A 16,914-nucleotide genomic window follows, 5' to 3' on the forward strand; every position below is an offset into this window, starting at 1 on the left:
CCCTCAGAATAAGCCTGCCAAAGTTTGACCAATTTGCATAAGGTTGTTAAATCCGGCAGTAGCCTTGCCCGCACGCGCAGCGCCAATCTGCCCTATATTCTGGCCATATGCATTAGAGTAGTTGCCACTGGCGGCATTGTTAGCGCCGGCAGCGGACAAGCCAACATTTGTAAGGCCGAGCAACTGGCCGTACATGTTGTTCTGCTGGTCGGTCATCATGGACAGATAGTTTTGCCCGAGTTGCGGCGCGATGGATGAAAGAACGTTTCCGGTCGCGGTGCTGCCTAGACCACCGGTAGCCTCTGCTCCCTGCAACGCCTGATAACGAGCCTGAGCGCCCATCATCTGGTATTCAGGAGAGTTATAGTAATCTGACAGAAGCTGATTACGATTAATTGGCTGACCTGCTATACTTGTAAGCCCACTCAGACCAGTAAGCCCAGCATTTAGGAATGGCTGATTGGTTTGCTTCTGGTCCTGGTAAATATTCCATGCCGTTTGGTTTGCTTGATTACCAGCTTTTACTTGAGCATCAGCCGCGGCATTTGAACCGGTGATGCCACCGACTACGCTACCAATTGCATTACCAATACCTTTAGCAATACCGCCCATTGGCATACCTCTTCATTAAAATTAACTTTCCGCGAGTGTCATCGACATATTCGACCTCTCCGCGCCATGTTTCGATAAACCCAAACTTTTTAGCCAGATTACACACCTGCTTGTGCTCAATACGTATTGGCGCATGTATCTCTCGATTGCCAATCAGATCCAGAACATCCGCCACAGCATCCCTACATCGGTGGCGCTCACCGCGCTTCATCGCCATATGCAGGTCCACATGATCGCCAAAATCTAGGCAAACAAATATTCCGACCCCGCACCAAAGCAAGTAATCGCCTTCAATTTCGGGCCATGAAGAGACACCCCATAGTCTCATGAGCTGTGAGCCAGTAACTTTGTCTATTGAAGTCATGCGATTAGTCCATGAGTCCGCGCCATATCCTCAAGCGCCTTGATTCTTTGCCTGGCTTGTTGAATACCGTTCGCCAGCGCCTGAATCTGAGCCTGGGTATATACGTCGCTGACGGTATAGGTCTGACTTGCGTTAAACGAACCAAGCAGCGCGGCTCCGGTCGCAGCAGTCCATCCCGTTTGCCTTGCGCCTACGACCTTTGTGCCGCCGACAGAGTAAGAAGTTGTGACATTGAGAGGTGATGCTAGAGTTTGAGATGTCGTAACCGTTTTTGATACGTAATCAGCCTGTATTGCGTCAATATCGCCGTTTATGGTGACAATTTCCGCCTGAATATCGACCACCTCGTCTAGTAGGTAATCAACGTCGCTACGCAAGGTTACAATCTTTCCCTCTGCTGTTGTTACCCTGACCTCAACTAGGTTTATCGCGTTAGTATTGGCGGTGATCCTCCCTTCATGGTTGGCAAGCGTTATATCCTGTTCGTCATTCTTAACCTGAGCGTCATAAGCTCCCTGCCCCGCCTCGTTAGCCTTACCAGCCACATTCCCAAGATCTGTTCCCTGCGCGATCACATACAGCAGATAGGACTGACTGAAGATGTTTCTGGGAAGTATGGAAGCATCAAGCCTCGTCGCTTGCACAATTACCGGTGTATTGAGTGAACCATCTGCCATTACTCAATCCTTATCTGGCATCCAGATAGTGTTACTGGCGATTTTGTGATGACCCTTACCTTAAAGCCTACTAACCGCCTGATGCGTCCGACCCGCTTCCACAGCACCCGCTTGTCGTAAACAAAAGGCGCATTCTGCTCAATCATCTGCTCTTGCCCGTAGTTGATGCCATCGGTGGTTGCAGACAGGAAAAGTCGATCTGCGTATTGTGCAACGCCAGTCGATGCTTCAATCTCGAAGTCGAACACCCTGGCATTATCTGCCCTGAAAAGTGGCGTATAGAGCAGGTGCTCCTGCTGAGTGTCGTACTGGCTGCTGATGTCGAATTGCATCTGCCCCGTAAACGAATCTAACTTGTCGCCACAGGTTATCTGATTCCCTTCATACATGAAGTCGATTGCCCGATAAACATCATCGTACAGGCCTGTCTTGAGTACGCACCACTGAGGGCCATTCTGGCTAGCGGCAGCGTCATAAACCAACACTTGGCGTGGCAGGTGGATTATCAACAATTCGTGTGAGTCGAACCTCAGCGTCTCCATGACACCGGTTGCCAGTTCATCGGCAGTATATGAGCGGAGAATCTTCTCGATGCTTGCTGTGGCTATCGGAGATGCCTGGCCTGAACTAATCACATAAATGGATGGAGCGCCAGTGGCCGGATGGCTGATAAAGGCGTGAGAGTCGGCAAATGGAGTTTTGCAGTACGTCCCGGCGATACCCTTCTGTACCATCAGGGATGGTTGAGCCACATATAGTGATGCGCCTACCGTTGTAGCTCCTGTCAGCGAAAAATACTCAATCGTCGATGAACCGAAACAGACGATGAAATCACGCCATGTCCCAATGCCAATTATCCCGTCAGGTTGCGACTCGGCTCGATACTCTGCGCTGTAACGATCAGGGTGCGATTCGTCTTCGAGGTCAGTAATAAACCAGGAGTCAGAATTATCTTTCGACCAGGCGTATCGACCACGTAATCGAGTGATGTCACGCACTGAACCTAATTCATACTGAGTAAACCCACTATCTGTCGGCCAGTTTGTTACTGTCTTGGTCGTGCCGTCGTAGCGATACTCAGTAAGTTGCCCATTGGTACCCACGGCCTGAGAGGTTCTCCCATGAGCCATAGAAACCCGACCCGAACCAGCGACATCACCAACCTCTTCCTGCTCCTTGTAAAGCTTTCCACCACATACGCGATACACAGCATTCTGGGCGGTATTGTACTCGACACCACGCGATGATCCGCTCACATCTCCACGCTTCTCTATGCCAGGAAAGGAACGTAAATAACCGCTGCTATTGAGCACCTCTTTCGGTGTCGCCAGCATGTTCACAGGAAGATAGTCAATGTAATCGGCGTCCCGGTGATTTTTCCCGTTACCCTTCATCAGAGGGAGTTGAACTGTCGGCATCTTTCTTTTCCCGTCTGTGGTAGAAATTAATATTGCTCAGCGTGGCTCCTCTATTTCCGGATCCTACTGGCATGCGATTGGGGTAACAAAGACGTCCAGAGCTTTCTGCGCGGGTTAGCGCGGTTGATTTGTAAAGCAGCTCTTTCCCGTTTCGGGCGCTCGTTACGATTTTTGCAGAAGGCTCGACTGCGTAGTCAGGAGCAATACGCACCGCGAGGTTGAAAACAACAGCACTCACCTTCGACGATCGCATGCCGTGTTCGTCGCCAGTAGCAGGAGGGTTATCGTCTGATGAGAAAACGTAACCGGTGATAATGCCTGCACCGTCCTGATACCACTCCGCCATCATCATTTCTAGGTCGTTAACAGCATCTTCGACTGACTGCGGCTCGACGTCGGTCAATGTGGCATCAGACGCCACTCCCAACTTCCGAAGTGCCGCCAGAACCAGATCGCCCTTCGTCGACATGCTCATCATCTACCTCTTCAGCCGCTTCGGCATTGGTCTTGCGGGTGCGCTTGATTTTGGGTTGTTCAGCCTTCTGAGCATGAACATCGTCAGGGTGTTTATGCCAGCCTTCGGCAAGATGCGAATCAACGTCCGAATCCTTTACTACGATGGTATTGTACTGCTTGCCCCAGACACGCGTCCCCTTGCCTTCTTTGTAAAGCATCGTGCTCATGATGTTCTCCAGTAAGAAAGGGGCCGAAGCCCCTTATCATCAGCCTTCAATGGCAGTTGCGACATCCTGATTCGCCAGGCCAACACCGATAGCTTCCGGACGCACGGCAGTGGACTTGTACCACAGAGCGATACGGCACTTGCCGCTGAAGGTGGAGATATCACCCTGGAATGCGATTACGCCGTTCAGACCGGTTCCCGGAATGCTGAACGCCTCGGACTTCATACCAGCAAACAGGTTATGGTTCAGCGGGATCGGCTGCGATACCAGACGGATAGCGTCATCAGCCCAGAAAACGTTTGTCGGTGCAGTGTCAGTGTTCAGCACGTTGATTGCCGCACCGGCGGCCAGCGAGGTGTTAACGTTCGCATAGGCACGCTCAGCCGCGGTCAACGAGGTGTCGTCCAGTGCGATAGGCTTCGGCGTGATGGTGATAGCGTCCCCGTTCACAGCCACGACAGAGAATGTCGCGTCCTGAACCAGTACGTTTTTCGCCATCTGAGCCAGGAACTTGACGCCGGCGAAGGAGATTTTGTCTCCGCGCTTAAATCCAGTTCCGGAGCTGACATTCACCGTTGCGAAGCGGTTATCCACGTTTTCACGTGAGTTATCTTCGTTCAGGCGCCATGATTGCGGCTTGAACTTTTGTGCACCAGAAACAGTCACACCAGTAGCAGTAGATCCAACCAGAGTAGGCAGTTTTGGTGAGCGCAGGACATCATTGAACCCAGCAACCTGCTTCTGAATCACACCTTTGGTGTAAGCGTCATCCTGAATGCGGCCGTAGAAGTCCTTGCCCGCCAGATCACGGCCAGCGCCACGGTAGTCGTTGGCGTTGAAGAAGAAGCTCAGACCAGCGTCGCGGTTAAGCTCGCGGGAGAACATCAGGGATTCAGCTTCAGAGATGAAGTCCCAGCCGGTATTTGCATTGCCGATCGGGCCGGTACTGGTAACAATCAGTGAACCCATCTCCGCTGCGGTGCGGGCAATTTCCAGCTCTACGTTGTTCGCCAGTTTCTTGGCTGATGCTGCGATACGGCGACGGTAGGTGGTTTCGTCACGTACATCATCGGCACGAATGTCGAAGAAATCGTTATCCGGATCGTCGAGAGTTACCTTGACGTTCAGTTCCAGCAGATCGGTTTCTTTGTCTGTGAGGTCCCAACCGCGCTGGGTCGGTGCTTCCTGCTCAACCGGCATCCAGATCGTGTTGTCTCCGCGCTGCATTTCACGACCCGGCGGCGAGTATTTGCTGACCTTATCGACCATCGGCATGATGTTCTGCATTGTTTCGATAACCTCGTCTACTGCGAGGGTTACCATTTGACCTTCGTTAAGAGCCATTATTTAATTCCTTTAAGCTGAGCCTTGTACTTGCGATAAGCTTCCGTGTCGCCTTTCTTCGCTGCTTCATCCATCTTTTTCTGAATGGCTGATACGTTCGCAGCGGCAACACTTCCCTGCACAGGCTCATCTGCCTGCGGGGCGTTAGATCTCGCGTTAGCACGAGGCTTGAGAGTTAATTGTTCAGATAACCTAGTGAGTTCGATGAGCGCACGCTGACCGTCCAGCGCTAAAATGCGGCGTAATTTCTCCGGGTTTGACCCCAGGTGATAGATGATCGCTGCCGACTTCTCAGGGAAGAGGTCCATAATGGTTGTGTCCACATCTGGCGGGACTGCCTGGCGGAACACTTCCTCTTTCTCCTGATAATCCGGCAGGTTTAGCTTCTCTGCCGCATCATAGTGCTTACGTACTGCCTCAACGATTTGTGCTGAATGTCGGGTAAATTCCTGAGTTTTTCGTCCCTGTTCTGCTACCGCATTACTGCGGGCATCCAGCGCCTTCATGTGCCATTCATTATTGGCCTGATTAAATGCCGCCTGTGCACGATTGGTGTCCCAGCCATATTTCTCCAACGCTTCATCTGAGAAGAAGTCGTTGTAGTCTGGCTGTGCTGGCAACTCAGGTTTTACACGCAGGTCTTCCGGGATTTCTCCGCGCTGCACGGCCTCTGCCCGCTGCTCAAGCTCGCGCTGACGCTTGCGCTCAAGGCGACGCTGTGCAAATTGCGCATTGAGTGCCGGATCCTGTTTTGGTTTGGTCTCATCGTCCTTCAGGACAATCTCGAATCCTTCATCGTGCACACCATCGCCACTGGCATGTGACGCTGTATCGACTGCGGATGCCGCCGCGTTATCGACGTGCGCGGATGAGTCTTCAGTTGCCTGAATTTCGGTGGTATCGGTCATGATTAACTCTCTTATTGAGGTGTCTCGGCTACGCCGCCGGAGGGTGAAGTTTGTCTCTGCGATTGCAGGATGTTGGCAACGTCCATGCGCTGGGAGTGCGCCTGACTATTGCCCTTAAGGATTAACTCAGCATTAGCGCGGGCGTTGTCGCTGCTCTGTTGCTGGAATTTAGTGATGGTTGAAAGCGCTTCTCTGAGATCTTTCTGCTTATCCGAATCCATGCCGTTAAATATCTCGGCAATCTTGGCCGCAGTGAGCTGGTTTTGCCCCTCAACCTTAGCCGCCTCGACCTGAATCTGGGTCTGCTGGTTCTGAGCCTTGATAAGCTCAGCCTGACCTTGCAGATACTCGCCCATGGCTGCCAGCGTGACAGGGTCTTGCTGACCTTGCTTAGCCTGCTGCGCTTCCGCCAGCCACTGTTGCTCTTCAGGCGTCTCAGGGTTCTTAGCACCCATAGTGATAAGCTGCTTGTTGGCATAATCACGCATAAGCTCAACACCTTTTCCATCAAGCAGGGTGAAGTACTGCAGCATGAGAAGCTGATACTCTGGCGTGCCCTGCGGTGTTTTGCTGAGTAACTCCAGAATCTCGGCGCGATTCTGCTCTTTCATCGACTGGAACGACGGGCCAACATCCGTATAGCACTCATAGCGCCCACTGATATCGTTGAGCGTTACGATGCTACCCGTCTGGAGATCTAGCTCCTGTGAATAGAGCTGAACCTCCTTCTCGCTGCCATCCTCCAGTGTCATGGTAACGTTGCGCGGTACGTCGTAGATATCGCTGACCATCGCCGCGTAAATCTCGCCATCACGCCGCATAGCCGTAGCCAGGTTGTCCTGAAACACGTAGGTGTCCAGGTCAGCACGCATGTTGATCTGATTAACGGTATCGAAAGCCACCTGCCGACCGCCGATATCCTCAGCATCGACCCCCACGCTGGCTGTCTGCTCCACCGCATTAGTTGCAGCTTCCAGCATGTAGGCATTGGCCTGTGGAACCTGAACAGGCTCCTCGAACTGGATTGGCCCCGGCGGCAGGTCACTGCCATTCTCATCAGTGCGGTTGATGAGTTTGTAGCGATAGGCGTTCCCGCTGTCGTGCATTTGTTCATAGCCTGCCACCTGCTCAGGATAGAAGTAAGGCACGCGTTGAGGCTTCACAGCCACGATGTCAGCATTGAACGACATGATCATGTTACGCAGACGCTGTCCATCTTTGGTGCCGCGAACGATGCCCTCGTAAACTTCCTTGTCGCCAGCAAACGCCCACTCACCATACACTGGCACAACAGGGATATGCTCGCCAGCAATGCGCTCACGGTCTTTCAGGATTTCGGTCATGGTGATGAGGCTTTTATACACCCGGCGCCGCTTAACCTTGCGCTCACCAATCTTCACCATTCCCTTATCTGCGAGTTCCTCGATAACGTCTTTAATATCGGCTTTGAAGTAGCTTACCGGCTCACCTGTCAGCGGATCCTGATAGATGAATACAGTCTCTTTCTTCTCTTCCACTTCGTAATATTCGCCGACATAGAATGTCTCGCTGGTTGCCCAAGGGAATATCCAGTTGGAGGAAGGGGACTGGAAGGTCGGGTAGTCATCAGCATCAAGACCATGCTCTTCAGCAAACGCATCCCAGCCATCTTTGCTCATCGCACTGATGATGGTGCAGTGCATAGCGTCGCTTTTGTCGAGCTGCTTGGAGTTGCTGTCCCACACGACATGCGAACACGCCTCGTGAATCGGAACGCGCCGGATAATCTGGTTGTTACTGGTGGGGTTCTGGTCTTCGTACTCTGTAATCAGGCGCCAGGCACCAACTCCCGCCTCTATCTGCTCACGCACTGCGATGTTAACGCTAATCTTCGCAGTGTTATGCCGCATATCTGTGCGGTACATTCCCATCAGGATATCAGCAGCGTCAGGGCTGGCTCCGTCCTTCGGCTTATACAGCACATCGACTGGATTCTTGCGCATCTCAGCAACGAGCTTGCGGACCTTCGGCTTAACAACGTCGAACTGCCCACGGTACTGCAGCGTCGTGTAGTCGCTCAGCCAGTCATCCCATTGTGATACTCGGGAGAAGAATAAGTCGTTGCTTGCCTCTGTCCTGGCCTCGTCGCTTGCCGACCAGTCCCGGTCGAACTTCCGGAGAATGGTCTGCAATTTCTCATTGGTATCGGCCATTTATCTACTCCGGGGGATTGGGCGAATTGGTGCAGGCATCTTTTTCTCTTTTGGCGTCTTGATGTCGCGCATCATTCTTGCGAAGCGTCGCATCATGTAGCCGTAACGGACGGCTGACAGCACGTCATCGTTTATCTTGACGATCTTTCCGTTCTCGTCGCGGTGATAGAGCCTGAATTCATCAAAGAAAGACTCACAGGTATTAAAAACTCTGAACCGGCCTTCAAGCATAAGGTCTCGTAGTTCTGTTATGCCCGGCTCTACTGCGTTGCCACCATCAGGCCACGTAGCGTGTTCAGGAAGCATCAGGAATCCAGCATCGGCATATTGTGTGCGCAACTGCTCACCGCCACCTTTCTCGTGCTGATGCCCGTCATGTGGCCATGCTGTTGGTATGCGATGGTTCCACGACTTAACCGCACTCCATGCCTCAGTGGCGGTCTTCTCTTTCTGCTTCCAGACCCTTGCCAGGTAAAAGACATCCTCGTCTTTATCCCACCACAACTGGATATGCGCCTGCGGGTGATCCCATCCGAAGTCGAGGGCGTTTATCACATAGAAATGCTCGGGGCATTCGAATGGCTGGCACTTGATGGTTTCTTCCGAGATCTGGAAGATGCGACCACTACCCATTGTCGGAATGCCGCGGGCGCGAGCTTCACGCTCATGCTCCGGATATGAGGCGACGATCTGTTCTTTCTGCTCTTCCGTGTAGTGGTCAGCGTCATAGATTGTCATGTTGACAACCTTCTGCGCCTTGCTGGGGTTCTTCACGAACTTGGTTACTACGTCAGACATGCCCATCAGCGGGGTGAATGTCAGAAGCGAGAACTGTCCATACTTGTTGGTACGCGTCAGACCTTCGCCGTAGATGCTGTATGGCGGCTCTTCGTCGAACCAGACACCATGAATTGTGTCACCCTGCCAGCGTGCCCGACCTTGTGAGTAAGGCTTGAAATAGCAGATAGACATGCCATCCACTACGCCAGCGGCAGTGTGGTGACGGACCAGAATGTGATCTACAAGGTTCGGATAGAAGGGCGATTTCTTCCAACTGATGATGTCTTCTTTAGGGATTGAGCCGTAACCGGGTTCGTCATTCTCTTCGATACGGCCGCACAGTATGCGCTGGGTAGTCTTGGTTACTGTTTCGTTTGTCTCTCCACCAACCCAAAACACCACAGGCGTCGTGAAGCGCTTGCCTTGCCATTCTCCACCAAAAGCACCGTCAACAGGATAGCTAGCGGTTCCAGGGTAGCGCCCCGTCAGGTGAAAGGCCACCTCGGCTCCACCGGTGAATGACTTACCCAACTGGTTACCGGCCATGAAGCAGCGTTCAGGGTATTCAGCGCCAGCGTCGATAAACTCCCGTTGCTTTCCATACGGCCGGTATTCATAAAGCAGGTGAGTCGCTCGATACCTTTCCTCTTCCTCCAGAAGCTCAAGCAGTTCTACCTGCTCTTCGTCTGACAGCCCATCAAGAATCGCGGTGTCCACGTGAAAGAAGCTCCTGAATGCGAGAGCGCCGCTTGTCGCGATCTCCCTTCTCAGGTGTCACGTCTTCAACTTGCGATTGCTCTTTAAGGCCCAGGTCACGGGCGATGATATTTGCGTTGAGAAGGTCAGCAGCTGCACCAGAGAACTTCTGGTCGTAGATGATTTCTTCTGCTCGTGCTGTGATGTCAGAAAAGCCTTCCATTGCGCGGAAGGTTCCCCAGGTTTGCCGAGTGATATCTAGAAAGATACAAAGCCCGCTAATGGTCATCGCCCGCATTTTTGGCAGTGTCGCTTTTATGATTTCACCCTGATAGGAGAATACTTTCCCCTCCCACAGCGGGTTGTCATCTGCCCATTCAAAATACTCACAGCAGGCTTGCCACAGCGCCTCAGGCGATTCGAACTTAGGATTACGCCCATGACTGCTGCGGGCCTCCCAGAATCGGTTACCCTTTGGTGCTGCCATTCGTTATTGCCTTACTCAAACAGCGGCAGAGCTTCTTTCATGCCCTGTAGCGCTTTGGTTGTGCGGGATACTGCTGTGGGCTCGCTTTGTGCCAGCGTGTACTGGCGCTTGAATAGCTCAAGCTTCAGCGGGTCATCTGCGATATCGTCGATTGCCTTCTTTGCTGCTGCTGTGTCGTATTGAACGAGCGCGAGAACGTCGAGTCGCAATTGCTGCTGTGAGGTCAGATCGGTTTGTGCGGTTACATCGGACATGGTGGTCTCCTTTGTCATTATCGAGCACCCCTTGAGATGCTCTGTAATGATCACTTCAGCAGTGAGTACTCTTTGGTGAAGTCTTTCGCTTCGATGTAGTACGGCTGACCATCAACCGACTCGACGTAGTAGCCGCCCTCTTTCGGCTTGTTCTGGCTCATGAACTCAGCCGACACCTGAAACTGTGGGTAGGACTCGTCTTCCGGCGTGAGGTATGCAGCACCGTCCGGATCCTGATGGATTTCTTTAATCTTCAGGGCGCGGACTTGATGGTCTTTGCCTTTGTACAGCGGCAACTGGTGACGTTTGATGGACATTTATGTCTCCTGTGTTTATGAACCGACAACTAATAGCCTGCACGTAACGCCAGCAGGAGCATCAGTAAATGGGCTGCCATTCAGCAGCAGAGTGCCAACGGATTGCTTAACCGTGACGTTGCATCCGGTTGTTGTGATGTCTGAAGCAAAACCAGAAACCATCTGGTTGTTATTCCAGGATGTGATTCCGTCTACTGTGGGGGGAGATGTGTAGGTGCTTGCGAACTTGACAGCGATCTTCGCGCCAGCAGTTACTACAGTTGCCGATATCTGCTCACTGTAAAGCGAGGTTCCGCGAGGGCCTGTGTCTCCCTTTGGCCCTTGTGGCCCAATAGCGCCGGTAGGGCCTGCATCGCCCTTGACACCCTGCACTCCTTGCGGCCCTGGATCTCCTTTAACGCCTGCTGCCCCAGTGTCACCTTTGGGGCCTGCTGCACCGGCATCACCTTTAGGACCGGCATTACCCTGAGCACCTGTGTCACCTTTAGGACCTACCGCGCCAGCTGGACCTGTAAGTCCGGTATCTCCTTTTGGCCCTTGAGCACCTGGATCACCCTTTGGTCCCTGAATGCCTTGCGCACCCATTGCTCCGGCGTCGCCCTTGTCTCCTTTGGGTCCAGTCAATCCGGTATCACCTGCAACACCCGGGTCGCCTTTGTCTCCCTTATCACCTTTAGGGCCTTGCGCACCTGTTGCTCCCTGTGGTCCGGTAGGACCTTGTGGGCCAACAGGACCTGTAGCACCTTGAGGGATGGTTAGGTTGAGAGTTTGGCTTGGGGCTTCACCTGTTACGCTTGCCGCTGCCTGGGTGGCAGGCTGGCCTGTGGTTACCGTCCCTATCGACAAAGCGTTAGGAGCTGGAGACTGTCCGTCTACGCCTTTTGGAATTGCGAGGTTTAGCTTTTGCTTAGGTGCATCACCAGTGATAGACGCGCCTGCCCCCTGATCTGGCTGGTTAGTGACTACCTTGCCGATCTCAAGCTCTGTAGTTGTCACCTTGTCGGTCATTACGCGTTGCGGTGGCGAGAAGCCGTCTTGCGGAAAGAGTCCCATGATCGCCTCACGTAATAAGAATTTTTGCTTCACCGCCTGATGACCTGCCCCACATCTGCTGAGGAGGAGTCACTCCCAGCCAACGAGGTGATGGAACCTGATGCCCCTGTGCATTGGTGGCTGGTTTGGTAGGCGAGTCACGAAACCATGCTGTTCCGCTAGTAACCTGAATAGACACGCTTTGAGTGCCGTCAGTAATCTGCTTCCAGTCGGTCGTTAATGTTTCGTCTCTCGTTGCCATGACATTCTCCTTTAACCATTATCGAAGCTGCTCGTGAACAGCCTCTGTAATGGCTACTTCTTGCTCATGATGCTCTTGATGTCTTCCATCGCCTTGTTGAGGCTGTTCAGGTGATCATCCCGGAGCTTACTGATAGAGCGGAGGTGCTCTTCATTGAGGCGCTGAATCTCTTTGAGGTGCTCGCGGTCTCGGTGCTGCATCCGGAGATTCCAGAAGAGAACGCCCAGGCCAAACGCTGCAGCGATATTCCATAGCGTGTAGAAGCTCACTTGGTTTCCTTCTCGCAGCGTGCCTGGCGGGTTTCGTTGTGCGTCAGGATTTGCCGTTTAGCCTGCGGTGACAGGTTGGTGATGTCGCTGTCAGTGAGGTAGATGTAAGACGTCCATTCGCAGCCGGTATCAATTATCTTTATCGGAGGGTATTCGCCAGTCCCTGCGCAACCGGCTATCGACATCGCTATCAGACATGCGAGTAACGTTTTCTGTAACATGCTTAGCCTCACTGGCTGACTGCTGACGCGCTTCGGATGTCTTCTTGATATCGTCGAGCATCGCTTTGGTTTCACGTTCGGTAGACGCCTTCTCAGCGGAGGACTTCCCTTTCAGGTGCCCGATACCGAAAAAGGCCGCGGCGAACGCGATAATCGCTCCGATCACCGTTACGACACCAAACGGGTTAAGGAACTCACTCATAACCTGCGCTCCAACTGACGCTTCTCTTCCAGCAATTTTCGCTGCCGGATGAACTGAGAAGCTACGCCGAGCATTACCAGCCCGGGTCCGATATACGACAACCATTGCGGCGGGATGAGGCTTTTAATCTCGTCGGGAAGTGAGTTCCAGGCGCTCAGTAGCGTATCCGGCGCACTCATCAGGAATACCATCAGCGTTGCACCGGCCGTACTCAGCCATACTGACCAGGCTTTAAACAGGATTCGAGCGTGGGAGACAAATTCCATTTTGGTGAAGCGCTGCAGAAGCAGGACCACGGCAGCAATAGAAGCGATGATGACAATCCAGACGCTCATATCAGACCCTTGTAGATGTCGTAGGTGCCAGTACGCATAACCTCAGCATGGCGCTGGGCGCGGTTAGGCGTTTGCTTAGCCCACTTGCTGCTCAGCATGCCGTTAGCAGCCTCAGTGAATTTACCAACGGCGATAAGCGCTAGAGTGTTCTTGAACCCCGCCAACCCGACCACGCCCATCTGATAGGCCATCGAGATGAGGATGTCCTGCCGCGCCGGGTTGCTTTTCTGCATGGCTGCGTTGATGAATGTGTTACTGCGGCACTCGCGGATTACGCCATCAACGAATGTCTGCGCCCACAAATCACCAACAGCACGCGGAACGGTGAAGGTGTAATATTTCAGTGCTGCGCCTTTTGGGCCAATCTTGATACCGATACCAACCGTGGGGTAGCCCTCAGTGTCAATATACGGCTTCTCTCGATAGCCCTCTTCATGGTTGAGGATCGGGATAATCTGGCTCATTTATTCTCGCCCTCTTTTTCTGCGGCTTTGAGTTGCTCTGGTAGGGTGTCGAGCTTCTTCTGAATCTCTTCAACTTTCTTGTCGCGCTGCTCGGTGCGCTGCAGGCTTTCAGCACGGAACATGAAGTAGCCTGAAACTACGCCACCAATGAAGACGCCAAGAGCGCATACCGATACCATCAGCCACAGTTGCCACTGTCTGTACCATGGCCTCATAAGTTCATTGTCCGGGATGTGATTTGCGGTGCCTGTCATAGTTAAATCCTCATGGTGGCACGCAAGTGAGCAATCTCTTTTGCAAGCTCCCGGTTGGTCTCTGTCAGCAAATTAACCTGCTGCGATAGCGATTCATTCTGCTGCTTGAGAAGCTCCAACTGGTGCTCGATTAACTGGAGCTTACCTGTTGCTATGGATAGGTCTTTGAAGTATTGGGTCAGCTCTTTATTTTTTTCTTCGAGCTGCTTTTCAAGGCTGGCGTTTTTGGACTCTAGCCGGTCAATGCTTTTATCCTGACGATCCAACATGTCGATATGCTGGGTGTCATTGGCGTTCTTAGCCTTGTTACTCATCCAGACTCTGGAAAATGCCATGCCGCCCGCCAGGATGTAACCAAGCGAACCTCCGACACCCAGAAAGAACTCTTTATTTAAAAGATCAAACGCCATGAGGCCGTCTCCGGCTGCCCGGAACATTCCGGCCTGCTGTGAATAAAAAAGCGCCGGTATCGAGAGGGGGGAAATAATCTCGGGCGCAAAACAAAAAGCCAGCGCTAGGCTGGCAGAGGGAGTTTTTTATTTGGTGGGCCGCGAAGGATTCGAACCTATCTACCCTTCCCTTATGAGGGGATCGCTCATACCAAATGAGCTTCCAGCCCAGAAAAGACAAAGCCACCGGCGTTAACCAGTGGCTTATATTTTTGGTGATGGCTCAAGTCGCGTTTTTGCTGTCGCCACACAATTTAGCTTTTGGGATTTCGATGTTCCCGATTCATGAGCGCTGTCATCTTGCACTTCATCACCTGCTCTTTCGCTTTTTGCTCCCGAGCATACAGCAAAATATACACTTTCATTTCGCGAAAGCAACACTTTCAGAAAATATTTTTTACTTAAGCGGCTTCGAGAGTAATTTCTTTCTCCATTTCTCGCTTCATGGCGTAAAAGATTTCTGCATCGAGAACATCCTCGCACCATTTCACGCGTCTGCGGGCGGCTCCCGTCTCGATCCCTGTGTGATAGCTAATCTGCCTGGCAATATCTTGCGTGCAGTTGCACTCGCAGTAGCGTTTAATGGCTACATCGCGGACTGGGCTTTCACGATGAAAGGCCTTAACCATTACGCTTTCTACAAAAGCGGCATCATCTGATTCTTTGGCGAGAGCGATGATGTTGCTTGGTGATGACTGAGGTATAACCAGTTCGCGAGCTTTCTTATACAGCGCCTCGCCCCTCAGTCCGTCTTCTTCGAATAGCCGCATTACGACCCGTTCAATCTGCCGGGCTTTGTCCTCGCTCCACTGGCTGCGGATCATCAGCCTACCGATTACGTTGATAGCGCCAGCTGGAGAGTCATCGCCGCGGTTAACCTTGCCCCATACTGAAAGCATGTAGTGAACCCAGGCGCGTTGCTTTGTGGTGATCGTCTTTTTCGGATGCCGCCAGACCTTACGAAACTGAGCATCATCGGTAAAGTTAACCATCGAGAACACCGGGCTTAGTCGTTTCATGCTGCTACCTCTTTCTGCTTTGCCTGTGCCTTGCGGCGCTCACTGTTGCGGATAATCTGCTGTGCTGTGCCACCGGGGCCGCGTCGGTTGATGTCGAATCCGGCGCGGAGGATGGATTCACGCTGGTAGCGCTCGATATCGGATCGGTTCATTACGCCGTCCTCCGGCTATACAGGAAGTCACGACACACTAGCGCGGCGATGAGAGCCACGTAGCCGATGCAGTAAATGGTTTCGATGCTCATGCGGCGCACTCCTCTTTAATGGCGCGAAGGTTGGCCCTGGCTTCAGCACGAATGCGATCCAGTTCTTCTCGGGTGTAACGATGGGTTTCGTTGTTGGATTCCAGCGCCTGCACACTCTCTTCGCCTATCAGCTCGACGAGGGCAGCCCGGTAAGCTTCGATATTTCCTGACTTGTGCACATTACAGGCGGGACACTGGACCCATATATTTTCTGCTTTGAAGCGCAACTGTGGGGCGGCGGCGGTGGTACGGTAATGCCCGGCATGCCAGACCGGCGCGGTCATGGTTCCGCAAGAGATACAGCCATGCCCCTGCGAAAGAAGCAGCTCGCGGCGATAATCATTGACTGCTCGCTGCGTCATCTGCACCCAGTGGCGTAATGGCTTAACCTCTTTGCGCCGCTCAGTCAGGCGCTGGCGATAAGATTTCTCCTCTTCATGCTGCGCCTTGATGCGCTTAGCCTCGGCTTTCACCTTCTCCTTTGCGCGGAGGTCGAGAGCGTAGATAGTGCCGTGCTCAGGGCAGCACCAACGGATGTTATCGAAGGCTGGCATAAACCATTCGTTGCAGACCTTGCATTTGCGGCGAGGGAGATTAGCCATGATTAGCCTCTCCTTTACGCTCAGCTTTCTGCTTGTGATAAACGGCCCAGCTCAACGCATCCAGCTTCTTGTACCCGGACTTGTCGTACATGCTGATGCCATCGCTGCAGGCATGATTGGCTTTAACGTCATCTTCCAGCCGTGAAAGCTCCTCATAGCTCAGGGTCGCCAGCTTCAGGCGATTCCATCCGAAATTGCGGGGCAACTTATCCATGATTCCTCCGTGCAGCCAGACGGGCCCAGCGGGAGTCCCACAGGCTGGCGGTGTAGTTTTTGAGGGTTGGTATTTCTGACGGCAGCGGAGAAGGCTTACGCTTCTCTTTGCGCACGCGGTAGATGTGACGATCTATGAGTCGAGCGAGGGGGCTATGCATCATGCCTCCTGCTTATCGCGTAGCTGCTGAAACTCGCAGCCAGACGGAATAGTCAGCGCCAGACCGAACTGAGCGCACCACGCTTCGACTTTGCACAGGAAGATATGCATCTCACCAGTATCGAGCTGCGACGTGTGGCGAGGTTCCCAGGTGGTTTCCTTTGCGCCGGTGATGAAGTCGGTATAGGTGACTTCTTCGCAGCCGAGATAAGTCTTTTTGAGGTTGCGCTTAACCCATTCCGGAGTAGCGTCATTGCGCCCGGACTTGATGAGGTATTCGCTGATTTCGGTATACCACATATGGCTTAGCGCATTTTGAGACAGGCTGCGCTTCTCTCGCCACGGCTTAACCTGAAGTCGGAAGCACTGACCAGCATCCAGCAATGGCTGAATCTGCGAACCGATGGCTGCGAAGTTGCCGCGATGGAGTTTGATACCGTCTACTGGAAGAGTCAT

27 protein-coding genes and 1 tRNA gene are annotated in these 16,914 nt (G+C 52.8%); all 28 read right to left on the reverse strand.

Going from position 1 to position 16,914, the window contains the following annotated elements; translation table 11 throughout:
- Positions 1-3: 3 nt before the first annotated feature.
- The 28 genes from RTM13_RS12555 to RTM13_RS12690 all read right to left on the reverse strand — a co-directional run bounded on the left by RTM13_RS12555 (position 4) and on the right by RTM13_RS12690 (position 16,914).
- Complete coding sequence (locus RTM13_RS12555; RefSeq protein ID WP_312212332.1) at positions 4-612, reverse strand: DNA transfer protein; 609 nt, start codon at positions 610-612, stop codon at positions 4-6.
- On the reverse strand, positions 596-976 hold the full coding sequence (locus RTM13_RS12560; RefSeq protein WP_312212333.1) for a hypothetical protein: 381 nt from the start codon (positions 974-976) through the stop codon (positions 596-598). The genes RTM13_RS12555 and RTM13_RS12560 overlap by 17 nt, the downstream gene beginning before the upstream one ends.
- The gene (locus RTM13_RS12565) at positions 973-1,653 is read right to left on the reverse strand and encodes a phage tail protein (protein ID WP_312212334.1); all 681 of its coding nucleotides are present in this window, start codon (positions 1,651-1,653) and stop codon (positions 973-975) included. The genes RTM13_RS12560 and RTM13_RS12565 overlap by 4 nt, the downstream gene beginning before the upstream one ends.
- Entirely contained in the window at positions 1,653-3,071 is a 1,419-nt protein-coding gene (locus RTM13_RS12570) for a packaged DNA stabilization protein (RefSeq protein WP_312212335.1), read from the reverse strand. Before RTM13_RS12570 ends, RTM13_RS12565 begins: the two co-directional genes overlap by 1 nt.
- Positions 3,037-3,546: a packaged DNA stabilization gp4 family protein gene (locus tag RTM13_RS12575; protein ID WP_312212427.1), complete on the reverse strand. Its 510-nt coding sequence runs from the start codon at positions 3,544-3,546 to the stop codon at positions 3,037-3,039. The genes RTM13_RS12570 and RTM13_RS12575 overlap by 35 nt, the downstream gene beginning before the upstream one ends.
- Positions 3,482-3,754 (reverse strand): hypothetical protein, encoded by a 273-nt coding sequence (locus RTM13_RS12580; protein ID WP_312212336.1) that lies wholly within the window; start codon positions 3,752-3,754, stop codon positions 3,482-3,484. Before RTM13_RS12580 ends, RTM13_RS12575 begins: the two co-directional genes overlap by 65 nt.
- Before the next feature lie 39 nt (positions 3,755-3,793).
- Positions 3,794-5,098, reverse strand: coding sequence for a P22 phage major capsid protein family protein (locus RTM13_RS12585; protein WP_312212337.1), 1,305 nt, complete (start codon positions 5,096-5,098; stop codon positions 3,794-3,796).
- Positions 5,098-6,006, reverse strand: a complete 909-nt coding sequence (locus RTM13_RS12590; protein WP_312212338.1) for a scaffolding protein — start codon at positions 6,004-6,006, stop codon at positions 5,098-5,100. The genes RTM13_RS12585 and RTM13_RS12590 overlap by 1 nt, the downstream gene beginning before the upstream one ends.
- A gap of 11 nt (positions 6,007-6,017) precedes the next feature.
- Entirely contained in the window at positions 6,018-8,198 is a 2,181-nt protein-coding gene (locus tag RTM13_RS12595) for a portal protein (RefSeq protein WP_312212339.1), read from the reverse strand.
- The gene (locus tag RTM13_RS12600) at positions 8,199-9,524 is read right to left on the reverse strand and encodes a terminase large subunit domain-containing protein (protein WP_312212428.1); all 1,326 of its coding nucleotides are present in this window, start codon (positions 9,522-9,524) and stop codon (positions 8,199-8,201) included.
- 151 nt (positions 9,525-9,675) lie between these two features.
- Positions 9,676-10,161, reverse strand: coding sequence for a DNA-packaging protein (locus RTM13_RS12605; RefSeq protein WP_312212340.1), 486 nt, complete (start codon positions 10,159-10,161; stop codon positions 9,676-9,678).
- Positions 10,162-10,172: 11 nt separating this feature from the next.
- Entirely contained in the window at positions 10,173-10,415 is a 243-nt protein-coding gene (locus RTM13_RS12610; protein WP_312212341.1) for a DUF2560 family protein, read from the reverse strand.
- A 50-nt stretch (positions 10,416-10,465) separates the two neighbouring features.
- A complete protein-coding gene (locus RTM13_RS12615; protein ID WP_312212342.1) occupies positions 10,466-10,732 on the reverse strand; it encodes a hypothetical protein in 267 nt (88 codons plus the stop codon).
- A 15-nt stretch (positions 10,733-10,747) separates the two neighbouring features.
- The gene (locus RTM13_RS12620) at positions 10,748-11,818 is read right to left on the reverse strand and encodes a hypothetical protein (RefSeq protein WP_312212343.1); all 1,071 of its coding nucleotides are present in this window, start codon (positions 11,816-11,818) and stop codon (positions 10,748-10,750) included.
- Positions 11,793-12,026, reverse strand: a complete 234-nt coding sequence (locus RTM13_RS12625; RefSeq protein ID WP_312212344.1) for a hypothetical protein — start codon at positions 12,024-12,026, stop codon at positions 11,793-11,795. Before RTM13_RS12625 ends, RTM13_RS12620 begins: the two co-directional genes overlap by 26 nt.
- A 53-nt stretch (positions 12,027-12,079) precedes the next feature.
- On the reverse strand, positions 12,080-12,295 hold the full coding sequence (locus RTM13_RS12630) for a hypothetical protein (protein WP_312212345.1): 216 nt from the start codon (positions 12,293-12,295) through the stop codon (positions 12,080-12,082).
- Positions 12,296-12,424: 129 nt separating this feature from the next.
- Positions 12,425-12,718, reverse strand: coding sequence for a hypothetical protein (locus tag RTM13_RS12635; RefSeq protein WP_312212346.1), 294 nt, complete (start codon positions 12,716-12,718; stop codon positions 12,425-12,427).
- The gene (locus RTM13_RS12640) at positions 12,715-13,053 is read right to left on the reverse strand and encodes a hypothetical protein (protein ID WP_312212347.1); all 339 of its coding nucleotides are present in this window, start codon (positions 13,051-13,053) and stop codon (positions 12,715-12,717) included. Before RTM13_RS12640 ends, RTM13_RS12635 begins: the two co-directional genes overlap by 4 nt.
- Positions 13,050-13,517, reverse strand: a complete 468-nt coding sequence (locus tag RTM13_RS12645) for a glycoside hydrolase family protein (protein ID WP_312212348.1) — start codon at positions 13,515-13,517, stop codon at positions 13,050-13,052. The genes RTM13_RS12640 and RTM13_RS12645 overlap by 4 nt, the downstream gene beginning before the upstream one ends.
- Positions 13,514-13,771 (reverse strand): hypothetical protein, encoded by a 258-nt coding sequence (locus RTM13_RS12650; RefSeq protein WP_312212349.1) that lies wholly within the window; start codon positions 13,769-13,771, stop codon positions 13,514-13,516. The genes RTM13_RS12645 and RTM13_RS12650 overlap by 4 nt, the downstream gene beginning before the upstream one ends.
- Before the next feature lie 2 nt (positions 13,772-13,773).
- On the reverse strand, positions 13,774-14,181 hold the full coding sequence (locus tag RTM13_RS12655) for a hypothetical protein (protein ID WP_312212350.1): 408 nt from the start codon (positions 14,179-14,181) through the stop codon (positions 13,774-13,776).
- Positions 14,182-14,312: 131 nt separating this feature from the next.
- A tRNA-Met gene (locus RTM13_RS12660) sits at positions 14,313-14,390 on the reverse strand.
- A gap of 231 nt (positions 14,391-14,621) precedes the next feature.
- Positions 14,622-15,239, reverse strand: a complete 618-nt coding sequence (locus RTM13_RS12665) for a hypothetical protein (RefSeq protein ID WP_312212351.1) — start codon at positions 15,237-15,239, stop codon at positions 14,622-14,624.
- Positions 15,236-15,391, reverse strand: a complete 156-nt coding sequence (locus tag RTM13_RS12670; protein WP_312212352.1) for a hypothetical protein — start codon at positions 15,389-15,391, stop codon at positions 15,236-15,238. Before RTM13_RS12670 ends, RTM13_RS12665 begins: the two co-directional genes overlap by 4 nt.
- A gap of 88 nt (positions 15,392-15,479) precedes the next feature.
- The gene (locus RTM13_RS12675; RefSeq protein WP_312212353.1) at positions 15,480-16,085 is read right to left on the reverse strand and encodes a recombination protein NinG; all 606 of its coding nucleotides are present in this window, start codon (positions 16,083-16,085) and stop codon (positions 15,480-15,482) included.
- Complete coding sequence (locus tag RTM13_RS12680; RefSeq protein ID WP_409456038.1) at positions 16,078-16,299, reverse strand: hypothetical protein; 222 nt, start codon at positions 16,297-16,299, stop codon at positions 16,078-16,080. The genes RTM13_RS12675 and RTM13_RS12680 overlap by 8 nt, the downstream gene beginning before the upstream one ends.
- The gene (locus RTM13_RS12685; protein ID WP_409456039.1) at positions 16,292-16,462 is read right to left on the reverse strand and encodes a NinE family protein; all 171 of its coding nucleotides are present in this window, start codon (positions 16,460-16,462) and stop codon (positions 16,292-16,294) included. Before RTM13_RS12685 ends, RTM13_RS12680 begins: the two co-directional genes overlap by 8 nt.
- A complete protein-coding gene (locus RTM13_RS12690; protein ID WP_312212354.1) occupies positions 16,459-16,914 on the reverse strand; it encodes a YbcN family protein in 456 nt (151 codons plus the stop codon). The genes RTM13_RS12685 and RTM13_RS12690 overlap by 4 nt, the downstream gene beginning before the upstream one ends.

Origin of the sequence: Pseudescherichia sp. (assembly GCF_031979925.1) — a bacterium.
Lineage (GTDB): Bacteria > Pseudomonadota > Gammaproteobacteria > Enterobacterales > Enterobacteriaceae > Pseudescherichia.

Bases quoted from the DNA above. Each gene is read 5' to 3' on its own strand.
- RTM13_RS12555 (WP_312212332.1), bottom strand. From the start codon at position 612: ATGGGCGGTATTGCTAAAGGTATTGGTAATGCAATTGGTAGCGTAGTC.
- RTM13_RS12560 (WP_312212333.1), bottom strand. From the start codon at position 976: ATGACTTCAATAGACAAAGTTACTGGCTCACAGCTCATGAGACTATGG.
- RTM13_RS12565 (WP_312212334.1), bottom strand. From the start codon at position 1,653: ATGGCAGATGGTTCACTCAATACACCGGTAATTGTGCAAGCGACGAGG.
- RTM13_RS12570 (WP_312212335.1), bottom strand. From the start codon at position 3,071: ATGCCGACAGTTCAACTCCCTCTGATGAAGGGTAACGGGAAAAATCAC.
- RTM13_RS12575 (WP_312212427.1), bottom strand. From the start codon at position 3,546: ATGAGCATGTCGACGAAGGGCGATCTGGTTCTGGCGGCACTTCGGAAG.
- RTM13_RS12580 (WP_312212336.1), bottom strand. From the start codon at position 3,754: ATGAGCACGATGCTTTACAAAGAAGGCAAGGGGACGCGTGTCTGGGGC.
- RTM13_RS12585 (WP_312212337.1), bottom strand. From the start codon at position 5,098: ATGGCTCTTAACGAAGGTCAAATGGTAACCCTCGCAGTAGACGAGGTT.
- RTM13_RS12590 (WP_312212338.1), bottom strand. From the start codon at position 6,006: ATGACCGATACCACCGAAATTCAGGCAACTGAAGACTCATCCGCGCAC.
- RTM13_RS12595 (WP_312212339.1), bottom strand. From the start codon at position 8,198: ATGGCCGATACCAATGAGAAATTGCAGACCATTCTCCGGAAGTTCGAC.
- RTM13_RS12600 (WP_312212428.1), bottom strand. From the start codon at position 9,524: ATGGCCGGTAACCAGTTGGGTAAGTCATTCACCGGTGGAGCCGAGGTG.
- RTM13_RS12605 (WP_312212340.1), bottom strand. From the start codon at position 10,161: ATGGCAGCACCAAAGGGTAACCGATTCTGGGAGGCCCGCAGCAGTCAT.
- RTM13_RS12610 (WP_312212341.1), bottom strand. From the start codon at position 10,415: ATGTCCGATGTAACCGCACAAACCGATCTGACCTCACAGCAGCAATTG.
- RTM13_RS12615 (WP_312212342.1), bottom strand. From the start codon at position 10,732: ATGTCCATCAAACGTCACCAGTTGCCGCTGTACAAAGGCAAAGACCAT.
- RTM13_RS12625 (WP_312212344.1), bottom strand. From the start codon at position 12,026: ATGGCAACGAGAGACGAAACATTAACGACCGACTGGAAGCAGATTACT.
- RTM13_RS12635 (WP_312212346.1), bottom strand. From the start codon at position 12,718: ATGAGTGAGTTCCTTAACCCGTTTGGTGTCGTAACGGTGATCGGAGCG.
- RTM13_RS12640 (WP_312212347.1), bottom strand. From the start codon at position 13,053: ATGAGCGTCTGGATTGTCATCATCGCTTCTATTGCTGCCGTGGTCCTG.
- RTM13_RS12645 (WP_312212348.1), bottom strand. From the start codon at position 13,517: ATGAGCCAGATTATCCCGATCCTCAACCATGAAGAGGGCTATCGAGAG.
- RTM13_RS12650 (WP_312212349.1), bottom strand. From the start codon at position 13,771: ATGACAGGCACCGCAAATCACATCCCGGACAATGAACTTATGAGGCCA.
- RTM13_RS12655 (WP_312212350.1), bottom strand. From the start codon at position 14,181: ATGGCGTTTGATCTTTTAAATAAAGAGTTCTTTCTGGGTGTCGGAGGT.
- RTM13_RS12665 (WP_312212351.1), bottom strand. From the start codon at position 15,239: ATGAAACGACTAAGCCCGGTGTTCTCGATGGTTAACTTTACCGATGAT.
- RTM13_RS12670 (WP_312212352.1), bottom strand. From the start codon at position 15,391: ATGAACCGATCCGATATCGAGCGCTACCAGCGTGAATCCATCCTCCGC.
- RTM13_RS12675 (WP_312212353.1), bottom strand. From the start codon at position 16,085: ATGGCTAATCTCCCTCGCCGCAAATGCAAGGTCTGCAACGAATGGTTT.
- RTM13_RS12680 (WP_409456038.1), bottom strand. From the start codon at position 16,299: ATGGATAAGTTGCCCCGCAATTTCGGATGGAATCGCCTGAAGCTGGCG.
- RTM13_RS12685 (WP_409456039.1), bottom strand. From the start codon at position 16,462: ATGATGCATAGCCCCCTCGCTCGACTCATAGATCGTCACATCTACCGC.
- RTM13_RS12690 (WP_312212354.1), bottom strand. From the start codon at position 16,914: ATGACTCTTCCAGTAGACGGTATCAAACTCCATCGCGGCAACTTCGCA.